This window comes from Rhizobium sp. Nf11,1, from assembly GCF_050587665.1.
Classification (GTDB): Bacteria; Pseudomonadota; Alphaproteobacteria; order Rhizobiales; family Rhizobiaceae; genus Rhizobium.
Genome location: NZ_JBOBHU010000008.1, coordinates 228,016 through 249,176, shown reverse-complemented (window position 1 = coordinate 249,176; position 21,161 = coordinate 228,016). Strand labels below are relative to the sequence as shown.

The window sequence follows — 21,161 nt, the reverse complement described above, 5'->3', positions numbered from 1 at the left end:
CCAGGATGAAACTCATCCCGCCAGCAATCACCGCAAGGCGCTTCTGCTTGCGCGTCATTGCGTCATGCCCTCCGTGGCAATGCCAAGTTCCCTGGCAAGCGCCAGCAATTGCCGACCCTGCTCGCCGGACGGCGGAAAGGCGGCCAGCCCGCGCTTCAGGGCGTCGGCTGCGCGATTCTTATCGTTCAATACGGCGTAAGAGCGGACGAGGCGGATCCATCCCTCGAAATTGTTGGGATCCTCGCTGAGTTTGGCATCAAGGCTTTCGACCATGCCGCGGATCATCTGCTGGCGATCGTCGGCGCTCATGTTTCCAGCCGCCGCCACATCTTCCGACGTCGGTCCGCCAGGCGCCGCCGGCTGAGCCGCGCCGCCGTTCTTGGCGATATGTTCATTGACCAGCGGCAGCCAGGGTGCATCGGCCGGCGATTGCTGCGCCAGCGCCTCGAAAGCCCGGCGGGCCTCGTCGGCCCGCCCCGCCTGTTCCATACTGAGCGCGATGTAGAAGCGGGCACGCGGATTATCAGGCTCCAGCGTCAGCGACTGTTCCAGCGCCTGACGCGCTTCCTCCGTCACGACGCCGTCCGAAACCGCCATCAGCGTCTCGGCAAGGCCGTCGAGCCGGATCGGGCTCGGGCCTAGAAGCCGGATCGCATTGCGGTAGGCGACCTCGGCATCGGCAATCCGCATCGTGCGGAAATAGATCGGCGCCAGTACGTCCCAGCCCTTGCCGTCGTCGGGATTCTGAGCCAGATGCCGCTCCGCCTTGGCGATCAGCACCGCCACGTCGTCGCCTGGATTTTCCAGCCGCGCTTCCAGCGGCTGCGACGGCAGATCCGGCCTGCCCGTCGTCAAATAAAGACAGAGTCCGAGCACCGGCAGGATCAACAGGACGAAGACTTCGGTGAGACGGCGATGCCGTGCGGGTTTGTCTACCGTCTCCGGCTCTGCGGCAGAGACGGCGATCAGCCGCCGGCCGATTTCGGCCCTGGCGTAATCAGCCTCCTCAGGCGTGATCAGCCCGCCAGCAAGATCGCGGTCGAGTTCGCGCAACTGGTCGCTATAGACCGCCGCCTCGCCGGCGCGGCTGTTCTGCGCCGCCTTCGCACCACGCAGAAGGGGGTAAAGCAGGATGACGGCGACGGCTGCCGTCAGAACGGCAACGAGAATCCAGAACAGCATATCGGCCCAAATACGTGAAGCACACGCCTATTCCAACTGCCAAAGCCGGAATGACGAAGATTTGAGGCTATTCGCCGCATTCTAGGGCTGAAAAGACCTCAACCGAGCGGCGACCAGCTGCCGTCTTGGTTGCGGCAGGCTGCACCCCGCGCCACGGTCTCCTTGCCGTCGACCGTCAGCGTATGGGTATATTGCCGGCAATTCTGCGAGCCAACCTGATAGGGTGCGGCCGCCACGACCTTGCCTGTGGCGTCCTTGCCGCTCCAAACCACTGGTTGGCCGACCGCCGCCCCTTCCAGCGCCCGATACTCTGCTTCGAGCGCCCGCTGCTTGTTGCTGTCGCTCAAGTTCACACCGCTGCGGCCGACGATGCCGCCCTGGAGCGCGGTGATGAAGGCGGCCGAGGCGGAGGGTTTGCTCGAAAAAATGCCACGCGAAGCGGCACCCTTCGTCGTCGTGCAGCCGGTGAGCGCGACGGCGAGAAGAAGGATGGAAACCATCATGCCTTGCGAGCGTAGAATCATTGCGTCGAACCACGATCAGAGGTCAAATTCAGCCGATCGAAGTGAAGCGTCCCCGTGTCAGCATTGTGGCAAAGCATGCTATACATTTGCCACTATCCTTGTGACATCAAGCAGTTGGTCATGCAACATCCTTTGTGACGCCAGGCAGTATAAGCTTCGCCTTCAGCCCGCCCCACTCGCCGCGGGACAGTTCGAGCCTTCCCTGGTATTCGTTGGAAATCTCGGTGACGATCGAAAGGCCCAAGCCGGTTCCAGGCTTGCTTTCGTCGAGCCTGCGGCCACGCTTCAGCGCCTCGCGGATCTGGTCGGGCTCAAGGCCGGGGCCGTCATCCTCGACGGCAAGCTCCACCCAGCGCCGGCGGGCGCTCGCCTCCACCCCTTTCACGTCCTCGCCAGCCTCGACGGCCGAAAGCCGCACCCTGCTCTTGGCGAAACGCGCCGCATTTTCCAGAAGATTGCCGACGGTTTCCTCGAGATCCTGCTGTTCCATGGCAACGGCAAGATGCGGCGGCGACACGACAAGATCGAATTCGGTATCGACGTTCAGCCGGCGCATGACGCGCACCAGCCGCTCCAGCGCCGGTTCGGCGTCAGTGCGGGCGAGCACGGATTCGCGCTGGGCGGCGATGCGGGCCCGGTTGAGATAGGATTGCACCTGCCCCTGCATCGATTCCGCCTGGCTGCGCACCAGTTCGCCATGAGACTTTTCAAGGACGCGTGCCTCGTTGAGGAGAACGGCAATCGGCGTCTTCAGCGAATGGGCGAGATTGCCGACCTGCATGCGAGCCCGCTCGACGATGCGGCGGTTGCTGTCGATCAGCGCGTTCACCTCGTTGGCGAGCGGCAGGATTTCGCGCGGGAAGTCGCCTTTCAGCTGCTCGCTCTCGCCGGCGCGAATGCGCTCCAATGCGGCACGCGCCTTGTCGAGCGGCTTCAGGCCATAGAGAATCGCCAGCGCATTGACGATCAGGCTGCCGACGCCGAAACCGGCAAGCGCCAGATAGAGGCTGTGGGAAAAGGTGCGGACATCGTCCTCGACGACGTCGACATTGCCGGTGACACGGAAGCGCGCCGCTCGCCCGTCCGTGTCGAGCACCACTTCGGTTTCGGCCACCTGCACGCGGTTCCCGGAGGCATCCGTCACCTGGTAGTAGCGCTCATAATTCTTGTCGAAAGGCGCCTCGACGACGGAGGGTACCGGAATGAGCGCCGAGCCGAGCGAGGGCGAGACCAACGGCGCAGTGGTATAAGTGCCGAGCGGCTCCACCACCCAATACCAGCCGGTCTTCGGCTGGGCGAAACGCAGGTCGCCGAGCTGCGGGCTGCCGCTCAACGCCCCCTGATCGCCGATCGTCACCGAATTGATGACGTTATAGAGCTGCGCCCGCAGCAGATCCTGAAAACCGCGTTCGGCGCTCTTACGGTAGAGCGTCGAGATCAGTAGGCCGATCACCACCAGGGCCACCGTCGACCAGACCGTGGTCAGCAGCAACACGCGTGCGGTGAGGGACTTAATTCGCATGTTTCGGCGCTTGGATGCGGTAGCCGAGACCGCGCACCGTTTCGATCAGATCGACGCCCATCTTCTTGCGCAGACGGCCGACAAAGACCTCGATCGTGTTGGAATCGCGATCGAAATCCTGATCGTACATGTGCTCGACGAGCTCGGTGCGCGAGACGACCTCGCCCATGTGATGCATGAGATAGGCGAGCAGGCGATATTCGTGCGAGGTCAGCTTCAGCGTCGTGCCGTTGACCGTCGCCTTCGAGGATTTGGTGTCGAGTCGCACCGGCCCGCAGACGATCTCGGAGGATGCGTGGCCGGCGGCGCGCCGGATCAAGGCCCGAATGCGCGCCAGAACTTCCTCGACATGGAAAGGCTTGGTGACATAGTCGTCGGCGCCGGCGTCGATGCCAGCGACCTTGTCGCTCCAACGGTCGCGCGCCGTCAGGATCAAGACCGGCATGCCGCGGCCGGCGCCGCGCCATTTTTCCAGCACGGTGACGCCGTCCATCTCCGGCAGGCCGATATCGAGGATGATGGCGTCATAGGGCTCGGTGTCGCCGAGGAAATGGCCCTCTTCGCCGTCGAACGCCTGGTCGACGACATAACCCGCCTCCTTCAGCGTGTCGGTCAGCTGCCGGTTCAGGTTGACGTCGTCTTCGATTACCAGGATGCGCATCGGTCCGCCTTCGTCCGCTTCAAAACGATCATGTTTGAATAGACCGATTCCGCTTACATCGGAACCTTTACCGTTACCTTGCGTGGACGCTGGCCGTTGCCCGACACGAGAACGGTAATGATGCAGCTATCGCCCACCGGTTGCACGGACAGGAGCTGCCCGCCCGTCTGTTCGACGACCTGGGCTGCGGCGGCGCTGCAATCGCCAGCCACGCGCAGGACGAGGGTGCCCGCGCCATCCGGTGAGGGCGCCGATACCACCAGTCCGGCGGCCACTACTGCGACGCTCAGAGGAAAGGCCATGTCTTACGCTTTCAAGGTAATTCCAACTTGCTGCGAATATGTACTCAAGCGACCTGAATGGCAAATGAATGCGCTGTAATACAGGGCGTTTAGAACGGTTCTCGACTGCTTAGCGCAATCGATTTCAGCCCTTGGAATCGGCTGCTGCCACAAGTGCCGGCGGTCCGCCTTGGGCCTGGAAACGAGGCGTCCCGCCGCTGGAATCCGGATGCTGGCCAGCGCCTCCGGCAAGCATGCAAAACCGGGGTGATCCCACCGTGGTCATCGTTTCCGAATCGGCCGCGATTCGCGCCGAACAGCAATTACGTCAGGCCGGCTGGCAGCGGCACGCATCAGGGCGCAGCGGGTCGTCCTCAAATTGTACCGCTCTCTCATATCGTTCGTTGATCTTTTCATCCGTTCGAAAAAAACGCAGGCGGAGGCATAGCGGAATTGCCGTTCGCAGCTTTCGCTGGCTGGTTGAAAATGCTATCCCTTGCTGGCCCCGCATTTCAGACTCTATCAGCCCCGATGCCAAATTCCTTCCGCTTCCGTTCGGCGCAGACGGTCACCGTGCTTGCCGTTACCCAGCTGATCGGCTGGGGCACGACGTTCGACATGCTCGGCGTCATGGGCCGCGCCGTGGCGCCGGCTCTCGGCGTGGCGAACGAGGTGATCTTTGCCGGCCTGACGATCATGATGGTGGTCAGCGCCATTGCCGGTCCGACGACCGGCCGTTGGCTCGGCCGCTACGGCGCTGCCCGGGTGCTTTCGGCCGCCTCGCTGATCTTCGCGCTCGGCCTCTCTCTGCTGGCGGTGGCAAACGGCATTCTGCTCTACGCCGCCGCCTGGCTCGTCATCGGCATCGGCGGCGCATTGGGTCTCTCGGCACCGGCCTATACCGCCGTCGTCGAACGCGAAGGGATAAACGGCAAACGCGTCATCGCCATCCTCATGCTGTTCACCGGGCTATCGAGCACCATCTTCTGGCCGATCCTCAGCCTGCTCAACGAGGCGGTCGGCTGGCGGCTCACCTTTGTTTTCTGCGCGGCGCTGCAATTCTTCGTCTGCCTGCCGCTGCATCTTTTCGCTCTGCCGAAGCCGATCGCGGCGCATGCCGAGAGCAGCGCGGCGGAGATCCCGCCGGTGCCATTATCGAAGACGGCGCAGCGCAAGGCCTTCCTGCTGATTGCCGCGGTGACAACGATCTCGACTTTCGTCACCTTCGGCATCGCCCCATCGCTCATCGAAATCTTCCGCCAGTCCGGGGCTTCACCGGCGCTGGCGCTGCAGCTCGGCTCGGCGCGCGGCGTCCTCGGCATCTCGGCCCGTTTCCTCGACATGCTGCTCGGCCGCCGCGGCAACCCCATTCTCAGCGCCGTCATGGGCATCGGCCTGACGGTGATCAGCTTTCTGACCATGCTGATGGCCGGCCAATCAACGCCGGTCCTCGTCACCTTCATCCTGCTCTACGGCTTCGGCTCGGGCGTCATGGCCGTCGCCCGGGCCCTGCTACCGCTGGCGCTGTTCTCGCCGAGCGAATTCGGCCTGCATTCGGCCCGGCTGTCACTGCCGCAGAACCTCGCCAATGCCATCGCTCCCGTGGTCTTCACCGCCATTCTAGATCGCGCCGGCACCGGTCCGGCGCTGCTCGCCTGCGCCGTTCTCTCAGCATTGGCGCTCACTCTCGTGCTGATGCTGCTGGCGCTGGTGCGGGGCGCCGGGGCGCCGGAGCCGAGGCCGGTCGTTTCGTGAGGCTCGGGCCTGGAAGTCAGCGGTTCCGAATATCTCTCGATCAGCATCTTCAGGCCGCCGCAGCTGTTCCGACGAGCCATGATCCGTCGTGATCGGCGAGTCTTTTGAGTCCCTTGCGGCGGGTTTCTCGAAAAGTGATCCGGTATCTCAGAAGGTCGGTCCGTGTCGCAACGACCTGAATCCGAAAAATCTCTCATCTCTCTGAAAACAAATGGCGATTTTCCACCATCGCCCCAAGCGGGGCTACCAGAAGATGGCTGGCGTCAGAGCGGCCGCGTCACCGCCGTGCGGCTGTCGTAATCGGCAGCGATGCGCTTTTCCCGGAGGGGACGCACGCGCTCGATCGAACGCTGGTAATCGGGGTGCGCCTTGTAAGCGGCGAGAGCCGCCGCATCATCGAATTCGCCATAGACCACAAGATCGATCTCGGTGCCCAGCTGATCGGTCTTCACGTTCGTACCGATTTCCAGCAGTCGCGCGTGCGGAATGCCGGTCAGGATCGAAAGTCCCGCCCTCACCTCCTCCAGATGTTCCTCCTGCACGGTGAAGAAGACGATATGGCGGATCACGCGGAAGCTCCTGTCAGATTCCAGAGGGTTGGCCCGCGCGATAACACGCGCGCCGCAGGCCTTCAACCGCGCGGCCGGTCCTGCGCGGCATCCGGACGCAGTGCCGCATGGAAGGCCATGGCGTAACCCGCAAGCTTCTCGGCCCGGTCGGTGCCGTTGACGATGCGGCGCGCATTGACCCAATCCTCGGTCGTCGCATTCAGGTGATCGGCGAGTTTGTGACCGGTAAAGCTGCCCTGCAGCATGCCTTCGATCAGGATCGTCACCGCCGCATCCATCTCCATTGCCCGATCGGGATCGGCGACGAGATCGATGCCGGTCAGCGCACTCATAGCCTCGTAATTCCGTTTATGGGTGAGTTGCACCAGTCCGCGCCCGAGCCAGCAGCGACCATGCTCGTCCGGCCGCCAGTAGGGCGTCTTCACCCAGGAGAGCCGGCCCGCGGCAAAGGCGATTTCTAGGATCTCGACTGCGCGCAGATCGCTTTCGGCCAGCGTCTCGCGCACCGGCTGCATCGTATAGGCGGTTTCATGATAGGCCGTGGCAAGGATATAGGCGAGCCATCGGCGATCGGCCTGGGTGAACCGCTTTTCCCAGGCGTCGAGAATCGCCGTCATGCCCACCACCTGAGGCTGAGTCAGCCCGCCTTTGAAAAGCTCTTGGCGCACCGCATCAAAAAAGAATACACGGTCCATGTGGACAACCATTCCGCGCTTCCCGTAGACGTTACGGTTAAAATCGTCTTAATCGATTAAAATAAACTTAATCGTTTTAAGTGCCTAAGCCCCTGATTTACATTCCTTTTGGCTTATGCGATGCATTTTCTTGCCCTGAAGCCTTACCACCACAAGAGGAGACTTCCGATGCAGGCGCCCGCCAACACACAGCCCACTATTCCCCAGCATGTCCTCGACCAGATGGAAAATGAGTGGCGCCAGGTTCGCCCTGAGCGCGAGAATACCCGTCCGAGCCAGCAGCCTCAACAGCAGCGCTGAGAAATACAGCAAAGCGGTGCGGATGTAAGGCCCGGGCTCATTGCGCTGCGGCCTCAAGCCGGTTTCCAGCGACCGGGTGAAGAGGCTCTGTTCCTAAGTGCGCGCCATTAGAACCAGAGCACCCTGAATGCCGCAGACGCCTTCCTCAGCCAGCGTCTGCGCCTCCGCCTCAGCACAGCCGGCCCGCATGAGGCCGAACGCGATGCATCGATCCAGCGGATGAAATAACCAGCGGTCGCCGAGAAAAACCGCTCACGGGTGTCGTGGAGCGCGAAGGCGCCGACGAGGCAGATGCGGCCGCCGGCGCGGAAGTAGTCATTGACATTGACCCACATTGCCGCGATCGCCTGACGGGCGTCGTCATGCGACAGCGGCCGATATCGCCTGCGACGCGATTTAAAGACCGAGCTCGGTTAGGCCGGGGTGGTCATCCGGCCGCCGGCCGAGCGGCCAGTGGTATTTGCGCTGCGTTTCCCGGATCGGCAGATCGTTGATGCAGGCAAAACGGCGCTGCATCAAGCCCGCCGCGTCGAATTCCCAATTCTCATTGCCATAGGAGCGGAACCAATTGCCGCTGTCATCGTGCCATTCATAGGCAAAGCGGACGGCGATGCGATTGTCGGTAAAGGCCCAGATTTCCTTGATCAGCCGATAATCCAGCTCCTTGGCCCATTTGCGGGTGAGGAAAGCGACGATCTCGGCGCGGCCGTTGATGAATTCGGCGCGGTTGCGCCAGCGACTATCCGGCGTATAGACGAGCGAGACGCGCTCGGGATCTCGACTGTTCCAGCCGTCCTCAGCGAGACGAACCTTCCGGGTGGCGGTCTCGAGGGTGAAGGGCGGGACGAGGCTGGACATGATCTTTCTCCTGTATTGAGTTGTCGTGACTGTAGCGATTGGTAAAAACATCAGCGAGCATCATGCTCACCTACCTTCTGCTCGGTTGAGATTGCGGCTCCAGCGCAACGGCAGGGCATCCGGGCGAAGCACGATGCTCTCGGGCTTAAAACGCCACAGCCTTTCGGCCCTTTCAAAGCTGGCGAGTTCAGGCGAAGACAGCAATATTTCGGCCCTTCCGGTGATCTGCAGCATATCGCCGGTTTCGAAATCGACGAAGACCAGCCCGGCCGTCGGATTAACGAGAAGATTGCCGAGCGTGTTGAAGAACCGGTTGCCGGGAAAATCGGGGATGGTCAGCACGCCGTCGGTACCGAGCCGCACGAAGCCGGCATTGCCGCCGCGATGGGAGACATCCACCTGCCGCTCACCATTCTCACGATCGACATAGGAGGCGACGAAAAACGTATCGGCGCTCCCGATCATCCGCCGCGCCCGGTCGTCGAGGCTGACGGAGTGAAGCGGCCGCATCGAGGTGGGCTTATCGGGATCGCGGACAAAGACGGCTGAGCGCGGCTGGATATATTGCGGACAGTTGCCGAAGCTCTGGCCGACCCGCAGGCGGAAAGCCTCGGCATCGGTCCTGCGGATCACGCCGTTCAGCCGATTGCGCCTGCGGGTATCGAGCTGGATGCCGAGCAGCGCGATCGCGTCTCCATCTTCCATGCCTGCGTCGGCAGGATCGTCCGGGTCTCGGAGCAGATCCACGTCGAGAGCCTCCGGCACCGGCGAGGACATGAATCCCGGGCGCCCCGCCCGCACAGTTGCCCAGACATCGCCATTGGCGTCGACCGCGCCGAGCACGACGAAAGGCAGCATCGGAAAGAAGGCGCGGTGCTGTTCGGGCATGGCCTTGCGAATGAAATTGCGCCCTGGCCCGTCCATGCGGTCGACGACGCCGATACTACGCTGCATGGCAAGTTCGCCCTCATGCCAGGGCGATGCGGCACCCTGTCCTGTCTCATTCAGCATCATGGCCTCCTTGTGGGATCATCGGGAAGCCGGGACGGCAATCCGCCCCGGCGACTGTTCATGCGGCAAGGCCGATCTTCGTCTTCCGAAAGCCGACAAAACCCGGCAGCGCCTCGATGCGCGCAAGCCATGCGCGGACGCTCGGATAGGCCGAGATATCGACATTGCCCTCCGGCGCATTGGCGATGTAGCTGTAAAGCGCGATGTCGGCGATCGTCGGCCTGTCGCCGAGCAGGAAGCTGTCGCCGCCGAGCTCCGCCTCGACTAGTGCGAGGATGCGGTGCGCCCGGGCAATCACCTCCTCCGTACGGAAATCAGCGCCGAAGACAGTGACCAGACGGGCCGCACACGGCCCGTAGGCAATCTCGCCCGCGGCGACCGACAGCCATTTCTGTATCCGCGCCGCAGCAACCGCTTCCTCCGGCAGCCAATCGGTGCGGCCGTATTTGCGCGAGAGATAGATGAGGATGGCGGAGGAATCGGTAATGATCGTGCCGTCATCATCGAGAACCGGCACCTGGCCAAAGGGATTGAGCTTGAGGAACTCCGGCGCCTTGTGGGCGCCTGCCGCCAAGTCGACCTCGAACAGTTCATAGGGCACACCAAGCAGCGACAGGAAAAGATGGGCACGATGCGAATGGCCGGATAGCGGGTGATGGTAGAGTTTCATGATGGCTCCTGTGGCAACGAAGGCGATTGGCGATGGCTGCTCGGAACCATCGGCAGCGAATTTACGGCCTTCCGCTGAGTTGGAGTAGAATGCTAATCTGAAAGACAGATTTCCAATTTATGGAAGGATAGGATGGACCGCCTCGAAGCCATGACCGTGCTTCTCACCGTCGTCGAACAAGGCAGCCTGTCGGCCGCCTCGCGGCATCTGCACTCGCCGCTTGCCACCGTCAGCCGCAAGGTTTCGGAACTCGAAGCACATCTGGGCGCGCGGCTCCTGCAAAGGACCAATCGGCAGATCGGGTTGACGGAGGCCGGCCGCGCCTATGTCGAGGCGGCGCGGGAGATTCTCGACCGAGTGGAAGAAGCGGAACGGACGGCGGCCGGCGAATACAGCGCGCCGAAGGGCGAGCTGACGATGACGGCGCCGATCGTCTTCGGGCGGCTGCATGTCCTGCCCATCGTCGTGGACTTTCTGAAGGCCTATCCCGATATCAATCTGCGCCTGATGCTCGGCGACCGGCTCGCTAACCTCGTCGAGGATCATATCGATCTCGCGCTTCGGATCGGCAACCTAGCCGACAGCAACCTGATCGCGACAAGGCTCGGCGCAATCCGCCGCACGGTCTATGCAAGCCCGGATTATATTGCCCGGCACGGCGCAATCCGCCACCCCAGCGATCTTTCGGTGCATGACTGCATCACGTTCGAAGGCATGGCCTCGACGCGCAGCTGGACATTCGTCGAGGGCAAACGGGAACTGGTGGTGCCGATCCGCTCACGGCTTGCCGTCAACACCGCGGAGGCGGCCGTCGATGCTGCCGTCGCCGGTCTCGGCATTACCCGCGTGCTCTCCTACCAGGCCGCGGGTGCCGAGAAGGCAGGCCTGCTGGTGCCGCTGCTTGCCGATTTCGAGCCACAGCCTGCACCGGTGCATCTCGTCTACCCGTCGCAGGGGCTGGTGCCGCTGAAGCTGCGGGCGCTCATCGATTTTGCAACGCCGCGCCTGCGCGCAACGTTGAAATAGCGTCAGGCAAGCCTGCCCTCTTCCGCCTTGTAGAAATACTGGCTGGCGACCAGCCAGCCTTTCAGTGGCCTGAGCGGCGGAATGCAGGTGGCGAGCATGAAGGGACCGGTGACGAGAAGATGCGCCCAGATCGGCGCCGAGAAAGCCACCTCCAGCCAGACGCCGAGCAACACGCTCGGGATGCAGGCGAAGCAGATGACGAAGAAGGCCGGGCCGTCAGCCGGATCGGCGAAAGAATAATCGAGGCCGCAGGCTTCGCACTGCGGCTGCAGCGTCAGGAAGCCCTTGAACATATGGCCCTGCCCGCAGCGCGGGCAGCGTCCCCTGATGCCGGTCTGCATCGGAGGAAGCGGGGGATATTCCGTGTCCATGATGATTGATCCTATCTCACGGCTCATTCAATGCCGCGCAATGTATGCATTCAATACAAATACATTGCACGGAAGACACCGATCAATCTGCCAGATTGCCGCAGAAGCCCCCGACCGATCAAGGGGCCGGTCGCAGATGGGCGCAAACCATTCGAAGAGCGGCCTGGCAGGCCGCGAAGCGGCCGGATCAAAAGAACGAAGCCGCCATCTCCGGCGGTCCTTCCAGCGCATGGGCCATGAACTCCAATGCGCCTTGCAATTTCTGGCGTGCAATCGGGCCGCCGAGGCAGACCCGGACGGCCTCGGGCGCGGCGCCCTCGACCGTGAAGGCATCGCTTGCCACCACGCCGATGCCAGCGGAATGCATATGGCTGCCGAAGGTGGAACGGGTCCAACCGTTGGTGAGAGGGAGCCAGATATTGAAGCTGATCGGATCGGCGCGGTAGCTGCCGGCGGGCAGAACGGCGGCGACCATCTGCTGGCGGGCGCCCGCCTCTGCGCGAATGAAGCGGAGGATCGCATCGGCCGTGCCATCCTCGATCCAGCGGGTGGCGAGTGCCATATTCAACGGCGAGGCCATGACATTGTTTGCGCGCATGGCGCTAACGAAGGGCCACACCGCCCTGGTGTCGGGCGCCACGACATAGGCAAGGCGCAGGCCCGCGCCGAGGCATTTCGCCAGGCCGCCAATATGCCAGGTCAGATCGGGCGCCGTCGCCGCAATCGGCGCAGGCCCTTCTTGCGGAATGAAGCCGTAGGCATCGTCCTCGACGATCGGCAGGTGATATTTGCGGGCGACGGCTGCGATTTCCTCACGGCGGCCGGCGGGAATCGTCAGCGTCGTCGGGTTCTGCAGCGTCGGATTGAGGTACAGCGCCTTCGGCTTCAACCGCTCGCAGGCCGCGGCCAAAGCATCCGGCCGGATTCCATCCCCGTCCATCGGCAGGCCGGCAAGATTGAGCCGCAACTGGGCTGCGATCGAGCGCATCCCGGGATAGGTGATGATTTCCGAAAGTACGGTCTCGCCGGGCTTGGCCAGCAGGCCGAAGATCGCCAGGAGAGCCGGATGGGCGCCCGGCGTGACGAAGAACCGCTCCTGCGAGGGCGTCAGACCGCGGCGGCCGAGCCAGGCGGCGGCGGCCTCCTTGTCCACGACTGAGCCGCCGAAGCCTTGATAACGCAAAAGCGGGATCAGACTCGCGGCTACCGCCGACATGCCTTCACGCATGCGGGCGATCAACTCCAGATCGTCCGGTTCCGGCGGTAGGTTCATCGAGAAGTCGACAACCGACGCACGGCGGGGATCGGGCGCGTAATCGGCGCCTAAGTCCTGGTGCTGCCTGACGGCAGCGCCGGTGACGAAAGTGCCTCGACCGACATGGGAATCAACGAGGCCGCGCTTCTGCGCCTCGACATATCCTCTCGCCACCGTGGTGAAATCGACGTTCAGCCGTTTGGCAAGTTCGCGCTGCGGCGGCAGCCGGTCACCTGCTACCAAGTGACCGCTGCGCAGATCCATTTCGATCAAATCGGCGATCGCCATGTAGCGCGGGCTGCTGCTGCGGCTGAGATCGGGATGCCAGTCGTTCATGTCGTGATCCGTGCACGTCTGATTCCTGGATTGACTGTATATTGTTGCGCAGCGCCCTACCACCCCCGCATAGTCCGGTATTCCTCGACGCCAGGGGAGGCGGTGGCGGAAATTCCCGCCGCTCCAACCTTGCCGCCGCCCCTTCATCTCCTTACCTATGGAAGGAGAAGTGCCGGCTTTCGGCGTTGCGCGGCGGCGCCCATCGGGATGAAAGCATGAATATCGATCCTATCTTGCGGTCAGTCGTGGCCGTCCGTTCCACCATTCCGGAAGATGCCTTCACGGCGGAGACGCTGGGCACCGTCCGCGAGGGCAGCGGCGTGGTCATTCGCGACAATGGGCTGGTGCTGACTATCGGTTATCTCATTACCGAGGCCGAGGAAGTCTGGCTGACGACCCTGGACGGCCGGGTGGTTCCCGCCCATCCGCTTGCCTATGACCAGGAGAGCGGTTTCGGACTGGTGCAGGCGCTCGGCGCTCTGAACGCGCCGGCGGTGGATTTCGGCGATGCGGCCGCGGCCAAGCCCGGCGATCCCGTCGTGCTTGCCGACGGCATCGGCGAATATGTCCAGGCAAACATCGTGGCCCGGCAGGAATTCGCCGGTTATTGGGAATATCTGCTGGATGAGGCGATTTTTACCGCGCCGGCTCATCCCGCATGGGGCGGCGCGGCGCTGATCGGCGCGGACGGCAAGCTTCTCGGCATCGGTTCGCTTCGTCTGCAGATGAGCCAGGACGGCGAGGTGGCCGATATCAACATGATCGTTCCGATCGATCTTTTGCCGCCTATCCTGGACGATCTCTTGAACCGCGGCCAGGTCAACAAGCCGCCGCGGCCCTGGCTCGGCGCATTCTCCGCCGAAAGCAGTGGCGGCGTGGTGGTGATGAGCGTTGCCGAAGGCGGCCCGGCCGCCGAGGCCGGCCTGCGTCAGGGCGATATCATTTCGGAAATCCGCGACGAAGAGGTCGATGGCCTAGCCGATTTCTACCGCAAGCTCTGGAGCAGCGGCCCAGCCGGCGCCGAGATTCCGATGCGGATCCTGCGCAACGGCCGGGAGGCCTGGCTGCGGATCAAATCCGCCGACCGCAACAGCTTCCTGAAAAAGCCGCAGCTGCAGTAGGTCGCGTCCCGGCTGGCCTCGCAAGAGGGGCCGGTCATCCGGCGCGCCTGTTCGATGCATGTTCTCTCGTTGACTTGGAGCTGCCGTTGAAAGATGCTGCCGGCAGTCCTGGGATGAACGGAGTTTGCGGTCCATGTTCGATCATATCTCCATCGGCGTCAGAGATCTCGAAAGAGCCCGCCGCTTCTACGATGCGGCGCTGGCGCCGCTCGGATATGAGCGCCTGTCGAATTCCGACGGCATGATCGGCTACGGTTCCGAACAGGTCGGCCTCTGGGTGATGCAGGTTGCGCGCCCCGTTGTCGCCGACATGCAGTCCGGGCTGCATTTCTGCTTCGTCGCGCCGGACGAGGCCGCGGTCGACGCGTTCTATGCGGCTGCGATCGCCTCCGGCGGCACGGACAACGGCGAACCAGGCATCCGGCCGGATTACGGCCGCTTCTATTATGCCGCCTTCGTCATCGATCCGGACGGCTACCGCCTCGAGGCCTATTTCCACAAAGGCGAAATATAACGGCGGTCGGGCCGCAGCTCTTGAGGGGCCGAGGGCAGCCCTCGCCCGTCAGCCAGCCTGTCGGGCGGCGCAATGATCATCATGCCCAGCATCTCGGAGGTGCGAGCTGTGCCTGCGCCAGAGCCTCTGTCAGCCGCGAAAATCCCGTTGCGTTGCTCCGGCGAAAGGCGCATTGTTTCAGCTTCGGCAGCCATCGCACGGGCGCTGCCGACTGAGGGTTTCATAACCCCCGCCCCGACGAAAGGAGGACGTCGATGTCTTCCACTTCCGATAAGCCCTATCTGACGTCATCCGATCTCGACATGCTTCGGGGCGTGCTCGATGCCGCCGGCTATACAACAAAAATCCCGGTCGAGGACGAACAGGCCTGCAACGCCGCAGCCATGCTGCTGATCAAGCTGTTCCAGGAGGGCGTCACCTCGCCGGTCATGCTCTTACGGGCGCTCGAATACCATTTCGGCAAACCGAAGAAGCAACCGAAACCGGTCACCCCCGTCTGCAACCGCTATGCGATCCAGGGATTGCCGCGCGAACGCCGAACCAAGCCGCCGGTCAAATTCTGCAGGCGGGTAACGCGCGGCCAACAGCTTTCAATTCCAGTCCAACGGGAGATCCATCCATGGCAAAAGGACAGCTGAGAAGCAATCGCGAGGCCCGCAAGCCGAAGAAGGACAAGCTGGCGACGAAGCCGGAAACCAGCTTCGCCGGACAGATGAAGACGGCAGCCCAAACCGCGCCTCAGGGCAGCGGCGCGCCCAAGGGCGGCGGTCAGCCTCACCGGTAGCCGGTTACATCAGCCGGTTTGCCCGGCTCCTGCACTTCCAGCAGATAGCGCCAGCAATCCGGCCGCGAACCGTCGATGTCGTCGAAACCATAGGCCTTGGCCAGCCCGCCGCTCGACAGCGACTGGCCGTTCCAGCGGGCGCGGTCGGGATCGGCCGACAGCGCGGTGACCGCACGGCCGATGAAGCGCGGAGTTTCGGAAATGGCGAAATGCGGCTGCACCTTGGTCGCGTCGCGCCAATTCTCCTCGCCCACACCATAGGCCTCCAGCATCATTTCGGAGCGCAGCCAGCCAGGCGTGATCGAAACGGCGGTGGCGCCGTATTTGGCTAAGTCCTGCGCATGAGCCCAGGCCATGCGGGTAACGCCCGTCTTGACGAGGTCGTAGAAGGGCGAGAGCCGGTAATGCGTGGCATTGTATTCGGCCGTGCCGTCGGTTACCTCCACCAGCAGCCCGCCCGGCCGCTCGATCATCAGCGCCAGCGCGTAATGGGCGGTGATCAAATGCGTCTCGATGCCGAGCCGCAGCATGCGCAGGCCCTTGTCCAGCGAATGCTCCCAGACCGCCTTGTCCCATTCAAACAGCTTTTCGCAGCCCCAGATGTCATTGACGAGGATGTCGAGCCGGCCGACTTCCGTCCGGATGCGCGCGACGAGCGCCTCGACCTCATGCGGAACGAGATGATCCACCTGCACGGCAATGCCCTTGCCGCCAGCCGACGTCACCAGCTCGGCCGTCTCCTCGATCGTTTCCGGCCGCATATATTCGGATTGCCCGGCGCGTGTTGTGCGACCCGTCACATAGACGGTGGCGCCGGCAGCGCCGAGTTCCACCGCAATGCCTCGGCCGGCGCCACGCGTGGCGCCCGCCACCAAGGCCACTTTCCCCCGCAAATCCGCTGTCACGTTTCCATCCTCCACGCTAGAACCGAGAGCCGGCGGACTGCCACCGCCCCTAGTTGAATATAAACGAATGTTCGTTCATATTAAAAGTGAACGCAAGAGGAAATTCATGCCGCGCCGCCGCACCCTTTCCGACGAACAACTTCTCGCCATGGTGCTGGCCCTGATCCATGCCGAAGGGCCGGATGCAGCAACGTTTGCGGCGGTGGCGAAGGCGAGTGGCCTTTCCGGTTCAACACTGGTTCAGCGTTTCGCGACAAAGGCGGCGATGTTGCGCGCCGCGCTACTCTACGCCTGGGACCGGCTGGATGCGGAAACAGAGCGGCTTGCCGGCAGCGTGGCGAAAACGCCGGAGGGCGCCGTCGCGCTGCTCGTCGGCCTGTCGCAGGATTACGGCGACGATGCCGCCGCCTATGGCGAGGGATTGCTGGTGCTGCGCGAGGATTTTCGCGATCCGGTGCTGCGCGCCCGAGGTGCGGCCTGGGGAACGACGCTGACGGCGGCGATCGCACAATGTTTCGGCTCGGCGAAGGCGCCGGAAACGATCGCCCGGCTGATGCTGTCACAATGGCAGGGATCGCTCACCTGGTGGGGCTTTGGCGCCGGCGGCCCGGTGGCCGCCTATGTGGAGACCGAATTGCGGCGCTTCCTGTCAGCAGTGGAATTGTGACCGCCGCTCACGCATCTTCTTCATCCTTTTCCGCGCCCACGGTCAGCGGCCAGTCAACGACGTAATCCTCGAGATCGTCGACATCGATCTCGTTTTCATTGATCGTGCGGCCGCGGGCGGAAATGCCGGCGGCGTGGACGGTCTCGGGATCGCCGGAGACAAGCGGATGCCACCAGTAGAGATCGCGGCCCTCATTAATCAGCCGGTAGCCGCAGGTCGGCGGCAGCCAGGCGATCTCGGGCACGTTTTCCCTGGTCAGCTGCACGCAGTCCGGCACGAAATCCCAGCGGTTCTCATAGCTGGAGCACCGGCAGCTGTGGCCGTCCAGCAGTTTGCAGCTGACCGAGGTGAAATAGATATCGCCGCTATCCCATTCCTCGAGCTTGTTGAGACAGCAGAGGCCGCAGCCGTCGCAGAGGCTTTCCCATTCGGCGGAGGTCATTTCGGCAAGCGTCTTCTTCTTCCAGAAGGGCAGATCGTTCATCGTCCGTTTCTTGCAACAGCGGCCCGCAAAATCACGTGACCGCCACTCTATCTCTCTTGTTATCCGCGGCAAAATCAATCAATTCTTCAGCATGCTCCTGGTATCGGAGAGCTTTCGGGCGATCGGGCCTCGCGCTTTCGTCGCTTCCGGCGACCGGACATGAGGCAAGCTCGATCAGGCGGGAATACAGGACGTGCAGGATCCGGACAACCCTGAAAAAGGGCCTGAAAAGGAAGCAGACAAGCGAACCGGTGACACGGTGGGCAGGCGGCCGACCAGGAGCCGCCACATTCTGCTGCGCATCGATTCGTGGATCGATTCGACCGTCTGGAACGCCGGCTTCCGCGCCGCAGAGATCTGGGAAGACACCACCATCTTCTTCCGCCGCTTCCGCGTGCGCGGCTGGAAACGCATTGTCTTCGAGCTCGCCGGCGAAGGGCTGACCCTCGGGGCGGCCGGCGCGGTGCTGATGCTGGTGCTTGCCCAGCCGGCCTTCGAGGCGACCAAGGAGGACTGGCGCAATCGCGGCGATTTCGCCGTCACTTTCACCGACCGCTACGGCAACGTCATCGGCCATCGCGGCGTCATCCACCAGAATTCCGTACCGATCGACGAGCTGCCGGATTCCCTGATCAAATCCGTCCTTGCCACCGAAGACCGGCGCTTCTTCGACCATTTCGGCATCGACGTGGTCGGCCTCTTCCGCGCGATGGTGACCAACGCCCAGGCCGGCGAAGTCGTGCAGGGCGGCTCGACGCTGACCCAGCAGCTGGCCAAGAACCTCTTTCTTTCCAACGAGCGCTCGCTCGACCGCAAGATCACCGAAGCGTTCCTGGCGCTGTGGCTCGAGGCAAACCTTTCCAAGAAGGAAATCCTCTCCACCTATCTCGATCGCGCCTATATGGGCGGCGGCACCTTTGGCGCTGCTGCTGCGGCGCAGTTCTATTTCGGCAAGAATATCACCGATGTGAACCTTGCCGAGTCGGCGATGCTGGCCGGCCTGTTCAAGGCGCCGGCCAAATATGCGCCGCACGTGAACCTGCCGGCGGCGCGTGCGCGTGCCAACGAAGTGCTGACCAATCTCGTGCAGAGCGGTCTGATGACCGAAGGCCAGGTGATCGCCGCCAGACGCAATCCGGCGACCGTCGTCGATCGCAACGAGGTGGAATCGCCGGATTTCTTCCTCGACTGGGCTTTCGACGAAGTGCAGCGGCTTTCGCCGCGCTTCCACCAGCACTCGCTGATCGTGCGCACGACGATCGACACGGGCATCCAGAAGGCTGCCGAAGATGCGGTCGAGACGTCGCTGCGCGAATATGGCGAGGCCTATCACGCCAAGCAAGGCGCCATGGTGATGATCGAGAACGGCGGCGCCGTACGCGCCATGGTCGGCGGGCGGGATTACGGTGAGAGCCAGTTCAACCGCGCCACCAAGGCACTGCGTCAGCCCGGCTCCTCCTTCAAGGTCTATACCTACGCGCTGGCGATGGAGAGCGGGATGACGCCGCAGACGACGATCGTCGACGCGCCGATTTCCTGGGGCAATTGGAGCCCGCATAATTACGCCAACCGCTATGTCGGCCGCATTACGCTCGAGACGGCGATCGCCCAGTCGATCAATACCGTGCCGGTGCGGCTTGCCAAGGAAAAGCTCGGCATCCAGCCGATCCGGGCGATGGCGAAAAACCTCGGCGTCGAAACGCCGATCCGCGACGACGTCACAATCCCGATCGGAACATCGGAGGTGACGGTGCTGGATCAGGCGACAGCCTATGCCACCTTCCCGGCCGGCGGCTATCAATCGCGCCGCCACGGCATTACCCAGATCCTCGATTACGAAGGCGATGTGCTCTACGATTTCGATCGTGACGAGCCGGCGCCGAAACGCGTGCTGTCCGAGCAGGCCGATGCCTACATGAACCAGATGCTGTCGCGGGTTCCCTATGTCGGCACGGCACGAAAGGCGGCACTCGACAACGGCATCCTGACAGCCGGCAAAACCGGCACGACTCAAGCCTATCGCGATGCCTGGTTCGTCGGCTTCACCGGCAATTACACCTGCGCCGTCTGGTTCGGCAATGACGACTATACCTCGACCAACAACATGACAGGCGGCTCACTGCCTGCGATGACCTTCAAGCGCGCCATGGACTACGCCCATCAGGGTGTGACGTTGCGCCCCATCCCCGGCGTCGAAAACCCCCTGCCCTCGGAGAAGGATCTCGCCAAGACCGTCGCCGCCAAGCCGCAGGACGGACTGCCCCAGCTCATCCGGCCGCGTATGCTCTCGGTGCAATCGACAAACATTCTCAAGAAGCTCGGAGAGAAGTTGAAGGCCGCCGCGCCGCTGACGCCGCAGAAGGTGGCGAGCGCGGATTAGGAGCTGCGTGGAAGTGTCGCTTTTCTCTGTCTCCGCGAGCATGCAGACGAGACCAGCCGCCCCTGGACAGATCGGCGTTCATTCGCCACCCGGCATTCCACCCTGCCAGAATCAGTGTTAACCCTGTCATCCCGGTTTCCAAGGTCATGACGTGTTTCGATTCCCCCTTTTCATCCTGATCACGCTGATCGTCGCCTTTGGCGGCGGGATCATGATTTCGCTTTATGCGCTGGATGCGACACAGGGTTTCGGCGCGATCAAGCTCGGCGCCTGGGAGGCCTTTCCGGCGCTGCAGACGGTCGATGCCGATCCTTACGCCAAATCGCACCGGGCCCGCGCCGGCAAGCTGCTCTACGGCAGCGCCGAGGGCCTGACCTTCACGGCGAGTGTCGACGATGAAGGCGGACGACTGAATGCCGGCTGCCGCTACCGCCTCAGCGGACAGACGCCGCCCGCCCGGCTCTGGACGCTCTTTACCGCCGACAATGGCGGCAATCCGGCGGCGGTGAAGACCGGGCTTCCGGCGGCGCTTAATTCCTGGACGGTGCTGCGCCAGCCCGACAGCAGCTTTTCGATCGAGATCTCCGCCGTCGCTCGGCCGGGCAACTGGCTGGCCTTGCCGCAGGCCGGCACCTTCCGGCTGGTGCTGACCCTGTTCGATACGCCGACCGCCGGCAGCTCCGGTGTAATCGATCTCGCCATGCCGAAACTCACCAAGACCGGGTGCGGCAATGCTTAGGATCTTCTTCGCCGTCCTGACCGGGCTTTTCGGTGCGGCGCTGCTGCATCTCGTCATCATCCTGTCCCTGCCGCATTTCACCGGCAGGGATGCGGCGACTCGTGTGGCGGCAGAGGGCGATCTCAACAATTTCTATCTGCTCGGCGAGCAATACGACGAGGCTGGGCTTGCCAATGGCGACCCCTTCCTGCGGACCGCCGTCTGCTCCTTCGATGTCGAGGATGCGCCGGTGCATTTCACCGCCAAGGGCAATGTGCCCTTCTGGTCGATCGCCATCTACGACAGCGCCTCCAACGAGGTGTTCAGCATGAACGACCGGACATCGGTCGGCGGGGCGCTCGACGTCCTGGCGGGCGGGCCGATCCAGTTGACGGACTTGCGCAAGAACCTGCCGAGGCAACTGGACCAAGCGATCCTGGTGGAAATGGCGCGGCCGGACGGTTATGCAGTCCTACGGACGCTGGCACCGCAGGCAAGCTTCGACGAAGCAGCGCGCAACTTCCTGACGGAAGCGGGCTGCGAGCAATTCACCCCTGGCAATTAAGCGGGAT

At 63.1% G+C, this 21,161-nt stretch carries 23 protein-coding genes and 2 pseudogenes; 10 read left to right on the top strand and 15 right to left on the bottom strand.

Going from position 1 to position 21,161, the window contains the following annotated elements; all coding sequences use genetic code 11:
- Positions 1–54 precede the first annotated feature (54 nt).
- From ccmI to ACQ7C1_RS14920, 5 genes are all read right to left on the bottom strand, one after another.
- A complete protein-coding gene (gene ccmI, locus ACQ7C1_RS14940) occupies positions 55–1,182 on the bottom strand; it encodes a c-type cytochrome biogenesis protein CcmI (RefSeq protein ID WP_430958804.1) in 1,128 nt (375 codons plus the stop codon).
- A 98-nt stretch (positions 1,183–1,280) separates the two neighbouring features.
- Positions 1,281–1,706 carry a hypothetical protein gene (locus ACQ7C1_RS14935; protein WP_430958803.1) on the bottom strand — a complete coding sequence of 142 codons (426 nt, stop codon included), beginning with the start codon at positions 1,704–1,706 and terminating at the stop codon, positions 1,281–1,283.
- Between the two features lie 118 nt (positions 1,707–1,824).
- Positions 1,825–3,228, bottom strand: a complete 1,404-nt coding sequence (locus ACQ7C1_RS14930) for an ATP-binding protein (protein WP_430958802.1) — start codon at positions 3,226–3,228, stop codon at positions 1,825–1,827.
- Positions 3,218–3,889, bottom strand: a complete 672-nt coding sequence (locus ACQ7C1_RS14925) for a response regulator transcription factor (RefSeq protein ID WP_085777499.1) — start codon at positions 3,887–3,889, stop codon at positions 3,218–3,220. The genes ACQ7C1_RS14930 and ACQ7C1_RS14925 overlap by 11 nt, the downstream gene beginning before the upstream one ends.
- A gap of 53 nt (positions 3,890–3,942) precedes the next feature.
- Complete coding sequence (locus ACQ7C1_RS14920) at positions 3,943–4,191, bottom strand: hypothetical protein (protein ID WP_011424624.1); 249 nt, start codon at positions 4,189–4,191, stop codon at positions 3,943–3,945.
- Between the two features lie 510 nt (positions 4,192–4,701).
- Between ACQ7C1_RS14920 and ACQ7C1_RS14915 the strand changes: the two genes are divergently transcribed.
- Positions 4,702–5,925: an MFS transporter gene (locus ACQ7C1_RS14915; RefSeq protein ID WP_430958801.1), complete on the top strand. Its 1,224-nt coding sequence runs from the start codon at positions 4,702–4,704 to the stop codon at positions 5,923–5,925.
- A gap of 263 nt (positions 5,926–6,188) precedes the next feature.
- Here ACQ7C1_RS14915 and ACQ7C1_RS14910 read toward each other — a convergent pair whose 3' ends face one another.
- The 6 genes and pseudogenes from ACQ7C1_RS14910 to ACQ7C1_RS14885 all read right to left on the bottom strand — a co-directional run bounded on the left by ACQ7C1_RS14910 (position 6,189) and on the right by ACQ7C1_RS14885 (position 10,028).
- Positions 6,189–6,494 (bottom strand): Dabb family protein, encoded by a 306-nt coding sequence (locus tag ACQ7C1_RS14910; protein WP_183703774.1) that lies wholly within the window; start codon positions 6,492–6,494, stop codon positions 6,189–6,191.
- Between the two features lie 33 nt (positions 6,495–6,527).
- Positions 6,528–7,201 (bottom strand): annotated as a pseudogene (locus ACQ7C1_RS14905) (hypothetical protein); the annotation flags it as partial.
- A gap of 384 nt (positions 7,202–7,585) precedes the next feature.
- Positions 7,586–7,869 (bottom strand): annotated as a pseudogene (locus ACQ7C1_RS14900) (TetR/AcrR family transcriptional regulator); the annotation flags it as partial.
- Between the two features lie 16 nt (positions 7,870–7,885).
- The gene (locus ACQ7C1_RS14895) at positions 7,886–8,347 is read right to left on the bottom strand and encodes a DUF1348 family protein (protein WP_085777497.1); all 462 of its coding nucleotides are present in this window, start codon (positions 8,345–8,347) and stop codon (positions 7,886–7,888) included.
- A 66-nt stretch (positions 8,348–8,413) separates the two neighbouring features.
- The gene (locus ACQ7C1_RS14890; RefSeq protein ID WP_430958800.1) at positions 8,414–9,358 is read right to left on the bottom strand and encodes a pyridoxamine 5'-phosphate oxidase family protein; all 945 of its coding nucleotides are present in this window, start codon (positions 9,356–9,358) and stop codon (positions 8,414–8,416) included.
- 58 nt (positions 9,359–9,416) lie between these two features.
- The gene (locus ACQ7C1_RS14885; RefSeq protein WP_430958799.1) at positions 9,417–10,028 is read right to left on the bottom strand and encodes a glutathione S-transferase family protein; all 612 of its coding nucleotides are present in this window, start codon (positions 10,026–10,028) and stop codon (positions 9,417–9,419) included.
- A gap of 132 nt (positions 10,029–10,160) precedes the next feature.
- Between ACQ7C1_RS14885 and ACQ7C1_RS14880 the strand changes: the two genes are divergently transcribed.
- Complete coding sequence (locus ACQ7C1_RS14880) at positions 10,161–11,054, top strand: LysR family transcriptional regulator (RefSeq protein ID WP_430958798.1); 894 nt, start codon at positions 10,161–10,163, stop codon at positions 11,052–11,054.
- 2 nt (positions 11,055–11,056) lie between these two features.
- Here ACQ7C1_RS14880 and ACQ7C1_RS14875 read toward each other — a convergent pair whose 3' ends face one another.
- Positions 11,057–11,425 carry a DUF983 domain-containing protein gene (locus tag ACQ7C1_RS14875; RefSeq protein ID WP_430958797.1) on the bottom strand — a complete coding sequence of 123 codons (369 nt, stop codon included), beginning with the start codon at positions 11,423–11,425 and terminating at the stop codon, positions 11,057–11,059.
- A 187-nt stretch (positions 11,426–11,612) separates the two neighbouring features.
- Complete coding sequence (locus ACQ7C1_RS14870) at positions 11,613–13,016, bottom strand: PLP-dependent aminotransferase family protein (RefSeq protein ID WP_430958796.1); 1,404 nt, start codon at positions 13,014–13,016, stop codon at positions 11,613–11,615.
- Positions 13,017–13,231: 215 nt separating this feature from the next.
- On the opposite strand from ACQ7C1_RS14870, the gene ACQ7C1_RS14865 reads away from it, so the two are divergent.
- From ACQ7C1_RS14865 to ACQ7C1_RS14850, 4 genes are all read left to right on the top strand, one after another.
- Complete coding sequence (locus tag ACQ7C1_RS14865; RefSeq protein ID WP_183703755.1) at positions 13,232–14,137, top strand: S1C family serine protease; 906 nt, start codon at positions 13,232–13,234, stop codon at positions 14,135–14,137.
- 133 nt (positions 14,138–14,270) lie between these two features.
- Positions 14,271–14,651 carry a VOC family protein gene (locus tag ACQ7C1_RS14860; RefSeq protein WP_221113190.1) on the top strand — a complete coding sequence of 127 codons (381 nt, stop codon included), beginning with the start codon at positions 14,271–14,273 and terminating at the stop codon, positions 14,649–14,651.
- Between the two features lie 254 nt (positions 14,652–14,905).
- Positions 14,906–15,289: a hypothetical protein gene (locus ACQ7C1_RS14855; RefSeq protein WP_430958795.1), complete on the top strand. Its 384-nt coding sequence runs from the start codon at positions 14,906–14,908 to the stop codon at positions 15,287–15,289.
- Positions 15,271–15,435 carry a hypothetical protein gene (locus tag ACQ7C1_RS14850; RefSeq protein ID WP_171049179.1) on the top strand — a complete coding sequence of 55 codons (165 nt, stop codon included), beginning with the start codon at positions 15,271–15,273 and terminating at the stop codon, positions 15,433–15,435. The genes ACQ7C1_RS14855 and ACQ7C1_RS14850 overlap by 19 nt, the downstream gene beginning before the upstream one ends.
- Here ACQ7C1_RS14850 and ACQ7C1_RS14845 read toward each other — a convergent pair.
- Complete coding sequence (locus ACQ7C1_RS14845) at positions 15,426–16,340, bottom strand: SDR family oxidoreductase (RefSeq protein ID WP_430958794.1); 915 nt, start codon at positions 16,338–16,340, stop codon at positions 15,426–15,428. The genes ACQ7C1_RS14850 and ACQ7C1_RS14845 overlap by 10 nt on opposite strands.
- 106 nt (positions 16,341–16,446) lie before the next feature.
- Between ACQ7C1_RS14845 and ACQ7C1_RS14840 the strand changes: the two genes are divergently transcribed.
- The gene (locus ACQ7C1_RS14840) at positions 16,447–17,007 is read left to right on the top strand and encodes a TetR family transcriptional regulator (RefSeq protein ID WP_430958793.1); all 561 of its coding nucleotides are present in this window, start codon (positions 16,447–16,449) and stop codon (positions 17,005–17,007) included.
- Positions 17,008–17,014: 7 nt separating this feature from the next.
- Here the strand turns inward: ACQ7C1_RS14840 and ACQ7C1_RS14835 are convergent, their stop codons facing one another.
- The gene (locus ACQ7C1_RS14835) at positions 17,015–17,491 is read right to left on the bottom strand and encodes a YcgN family cysteine cluster protein (RefSeq protein WP_430958792.1); all 477 of its coding nucleotides are present in this window, start codon (positions 17,489–17,491) and stop codon (positions 17,015–17,017) included.
- A gap of 193 nt (positions 17,492–17,684) precedes the next feature.
- On the opposite strand from ACQ7C1_RS14835, the gene ACQ7C1_RS14830 reads away from it, so the two are divergent.
- The 3 genes from ACQ7C1_RS14830 to ACQ7C1_RS14820 all read left to right on the top strand — a co-directional run bounded on the left by ACQ7C1_RS14830 (position 17,685) and on the right by ACQ7C1_RS14820 (position 21,154).
- Positions 17,685–19,871 carry a transglycosylase domain-containing protein gene (locus ACQ7C1_RS14830; RefSeq protein WP_430958791.1) on the top strand — a complete coding sequence of 729 codons (2,187 nt, stop codon included), beginning with the start codon at positions 17,685–17,687 and terminating at the stop codon, positions 19,869–19,871.
- A gap of 151 nt (positions 19,872–20,022) precedes the next feature.
- Positions 20,023–20,610: a DUF1214 domain-containing protein gene (locus ACQ7C1_RS14825; RefSeq protein WP_430958790.1), complete on the top strand. Its 588-nt coding sequence runs from the start codon at positions 20,023–20,025 to the stop codon at positions 20,608–20,610.
- A complete protein-coding gene (locus ACQ7C1_RS14820) occupies positions 20,603–21,154 on the top strand; it encodes a DUF1254 domain-containing protein (protein ID WP_430958789.1) in 552 nt (183 codons plus the stop codon). The genes ACQ7C1_RS14825 and ACQ7C1_RS14820 overlap by 8 nt, the downstream gene beginning before the upstream one ends.
- Positions 21,155–21,161 lie beyond the last annotated feature (7 nt).